The sequence below is a fragment of the Micromonospora sp. NPDC051296 genome (genome assembly GCF_040682255.1).
GTDB classification, from domain to species: domain Bacteria; phylum Actinomycetota; class Actinomycetes; order Mycobacteriales; family Micromonosporaceae; genus Micromonospora; species Micromonospora craterilacus.
The window spans coordinates 1-3126 of record NZ_JBFBAO010000549.1 but is presented as its reverse complement, the minus strand read 5'-3'; the positions used below and the strand labels follow the sequence as shown (position 1 = coordinate 3126).

Below are 3126 nucleotides of genomic sequence, written 5' to 3'. Positions count from 1 at the left end.
GACGCCGAGGCCAAGTTCGAGAAGAGCGTGGTGATGGGCAAACCGGCCCAAGCCATCAAGCAGGACGAGGTGAAGGTCGCGAAGGCCAACGCGCAGCTCGAGGAAGCCAGGGCCACGCTGGCGACGGCGGAGTCCGCCTACGCGGTCGCTGTCGCTCAGGTGGCCGACGCCTGTCGGTAACACCCGCCGCAGCAGGGCAGGAACCGGGGCCGCCTACGCCAACCCGCTGGGCGGCCCCGGCCGGCAGGGCGTCCCCGGATCTGGCACCCGTGCCTGCCGGTGAGAGCGGCGGCACCGGGCGGGCAATCGTGGCTGATGCGATAAACGAAATAGGCATACTCAAAGGCCACCCCCCAATTGTTGGGCGGTGGCCTTTGAGCTATGTGGGCGATGCCAGGGGCGACCCAATCAAGGTGTGCCGCCGGCTTCGTGGGCTACCAGTACTTCGGCAGATCGAAAAAGTGGTCCCCGTTCAAGTTGTCGACGGACTTGTCTGCCATTCGGTCCGCGATTCCGAAGAGGCCGGCCTGCACGACCTGGGTCAGCATGCCGTTCTGCTTCTGGCCCCACGCGTGGGACTGGCCACGTACCTCGAACAGCACCGTGGCGCTGCCGTTGAGGGCGAAGGCCGACCTGGCCTGGCCGGCGTAGTCCCGGTCGAAGCTGTATCCGTCCGCCACCTGGTAGTGGACGTAACGGCTCACCCCACCGACGAAGGGCGAGTTGGTGGCCGCTCCGTTACCCCCGTGGTTGATCATGCCGAGGGCGGCAGCCAGGGCGTGCCGGCGAGAGCCGTCCTGGTCGAGCAGCGGCCAGTCGGCGTACCGCGGGTTGCCGTCGACCTCCGAGCCGAGCGGCGGGTAGTCCAGCGACACCGTCACGTACTGCTCGGTGTCGTTGTTCTGGCTGCACGGTCCCATGTGGTGCAGGTCAACGTAGGCGTCGACCTTGCCGAACTCGTCGCGGAGGTCGACGTACAGGTCACGCAGCGCCCGTGACTCGTTGGTCAGGTACATGCCGGGGAGGGTCTCGTTCGTCGGCCGGGTCCCGGCGGCCGGCTCGGCGGTGAGGTCCGCGCTGAAGTCCCGGTTGATGTCGAAGCCCTGCGCGCCGTTGCTGTAGTAGTAAGGCGGGTTCGTTCCGGCAAGCTGCGGGAACTTCTGGACCACCTCGCTCCACGGGAAGTCGTTCTGCCGACGGTTCAGCTCCGCACCGTCGGGGTTGAACTTCGGGACAGCGACGATGGTCAGGTTCTCGCGGATCGCCTCGGCCTGCGGGCTGCCGCTGGAGCCGAGGGTCTTGAGCATCTGCAACAGGGCCTCGGTGCCGGTCTTCTCGTTGCCGTGAATCTCGCTCGTGATCAGCAGCACGCGGTCACCGGTGCCGACCCGAGCCGCGTAGATCTCCCGGCCCCGATGGGACTCTCCGATGACGTCCACGTCGACGCGGCCGTGGCTGGTCGCCTCGATCTGGGCGAGTCGCTTGCCGAGTTCCTCGTAGTTGGTCCAGCCGGAGGCGGACCGCTCGCCCGGAAGGTTCCTGCAGTCGGCGTTTCCGTTCTCAGCCGACGAGGACGGCGCGAAAAGCGTGACTGCACACAGCGTTGCGACGGTTGTCGACACCAATAGGCGTCGCTTCATCATGACCTCCTACAGTTGTATAAGTCATGCACTGGAAGCGCTTCTCCGGTAGGGCGGCCGCGCCAATCGGATGTGGAAAAACTAAAGGCGTCAGTGGATTTGAGTTTGGCTAGGCGTACGCATTTGAGGAAATCTTGAGCTTCATCCTCACCGGCCCTCGGTCGAGTCCAACCAGCCCAGAAAGTGCCGAAGGGCACCTACGCGGTGCTCGCCTCGATCACGAACGGCTCCGCGGTGACGATCGGCGTACGCACCGTCAAGGTCGCCGGTGCCAGCAAGACGACAGTGGACGCGCGCGTCCGTGCGGGTGGTACTCGGCAACGCGCGGGAGGCCGGTTCCCCATTCGCGGGAGTGTGATGTCGAGCCTCCGGGGGATCCCGGGCGGACCTAGACTGACGGACGCTGCACCCGTCGTGGCGACAACCCGCTCGTGACATCGGAGGTCATCGTCGTGCCGACGCCTACCACCAGCCTGGCTCTCGGGCCGGACTGGCTCGCCCCGGAGTCGCTGATCTCAACATTCGGGCTACTCGGCATCCTCGTGATCGTCTTCGCCGAGTCCGGCCTGCTCATCGGCTTCTTCCTGCCCGGTGACTCACTGCTGTTCACCACCGGCCTGCTCGTCGCCGACGGCAAGTACATCACCTACCCGCTGTGGCTGGTGTGCCTGCTTATCACCATCGCTGCGATCGCCGGCGACCAGGTCGGCTATCTCTTCGGCCGTAAAGTCGGACCCGCGCTCTTCCGTCGCCCCAACTCCCGCCTGTTCAAGCAGGAGAACCTGATCAAGGCCCACGACTTCTTCGAGAAGTACGGCGCGCGGTCCATCGTTCTCGCCCGATTCGTGCCCATCGTGCGGACCTTCACCCCGATCGTGGCGGGCGTCAGCCGGATGAACTACCGCACCTTCGTCATCTACAACATCATCGGCGGCATCCTCTGGGGCACCGGCGTCACCGTCCTCGGCTATTTCCTCGGCCAGATCCCCTTCGTCAAGACCAACATCGAGTACATCCTGATCGCCATCGTCGCGATCTCCGTACTCCCCATCGCCATCGAGCTGCTCAGGGCACGCCTCGCTGCCAAGCGCGGCACCACCGCCGAGGAGCGGGCGGCTGCCGAGGAAGCGATCCGCGACACCCGCCGCCACTACGGCAACCACTGACCCACCAACCGACCGTCCGGCACCGCTCCCCCGGGGCCGGAGTTCGGGGTCAGGGGCTCGCGGCGAGGAATACGAAGGCGGCGAGCAGCACCAGGTGCACCCCACCCTGGAGGAGGGTGGCCCGGCCCGGCACAACGGTGAGCACGCCCGTGATCACGGTGAGGGCGAGCAGCGTCATCTCGGTGCCGCCGAGGCCGAGCACCAGCGGTCCCTCCAGCCAGATGGAGGCGATCGCGATGGCCGGGATGGTGAGGCCGATGCTGGCCATGGCGGAGCCGAGATGTCGCAGCCACCACCCGGCGCCGCCGGCGCCATCAACT

3 protein-coding genes and 1 pseudogene are annotated in these 3126 nt (G+C 66.4%); 2 read left to right on the top strand and 2 right to left on the bottom strand.

Annotation, left to right across the window (positions count from 1 at the left end):
* Positions 1 to 180 (top strand): hypothetical protein (locus AB0M52_RS32665; RefSeq protein WP_363961652.1); only part of this gene is annotated, 180 nt, incomplete at its 5' end.
* 254 nt (positions 181 to 434) lie between these two features.
* Here AB0M52_RS32665 and AB0M52_RS32660 read toward each other — a convergent pair.
* Positions 435 to 1640, bottom strand: coding sequence for a M14 family zinc carboxypeptidase (locus AB0M52_RS32660; protein ID WP_363961650.1), 1206 nt, complete (start codon positions 1638 to 1640; stop codon positions 435 to 437).
* Positions 1641 to 2092: 452 nt separating this feature from the next.
* Here AB0M52_RS32660 and AB0M52_RS32655 point away from each other — a divergent pair, with 452 nt between their 5' ends.
* On the top strand, positions 2093 to 2806 hold the full coding sequence (locus tag AB0M52_RS32655; RefSeq protein ID WP_363961654.1) for a VTT domain-containing protein: 714 nt from the start codon (positions 2093 to 2095) through the stop codon (positions 2804 to 2806).
* 49 nt (positions 2807 to 2855) lie between these two features.
* Here AB0M52_RS32655 and AB0M52_RS32650 read toward each other — a convergent pair.
* Positions 2856 to 3126 (bottom strand): annotated as a pseudogene (locus AB0M52_RS32650) (hypothetical protein); the annotation flags it as partial.

Excerpts from the sequence above, each read along its gene's own strand:
- AB0M52_RS32660 (WP_363961650.1), bottom strand. The coding sequence starts at position 1,640 with ATGAAGCGACGCCTATTGGTGTCGACAACCGTCGCAACGCTGTGTGCA.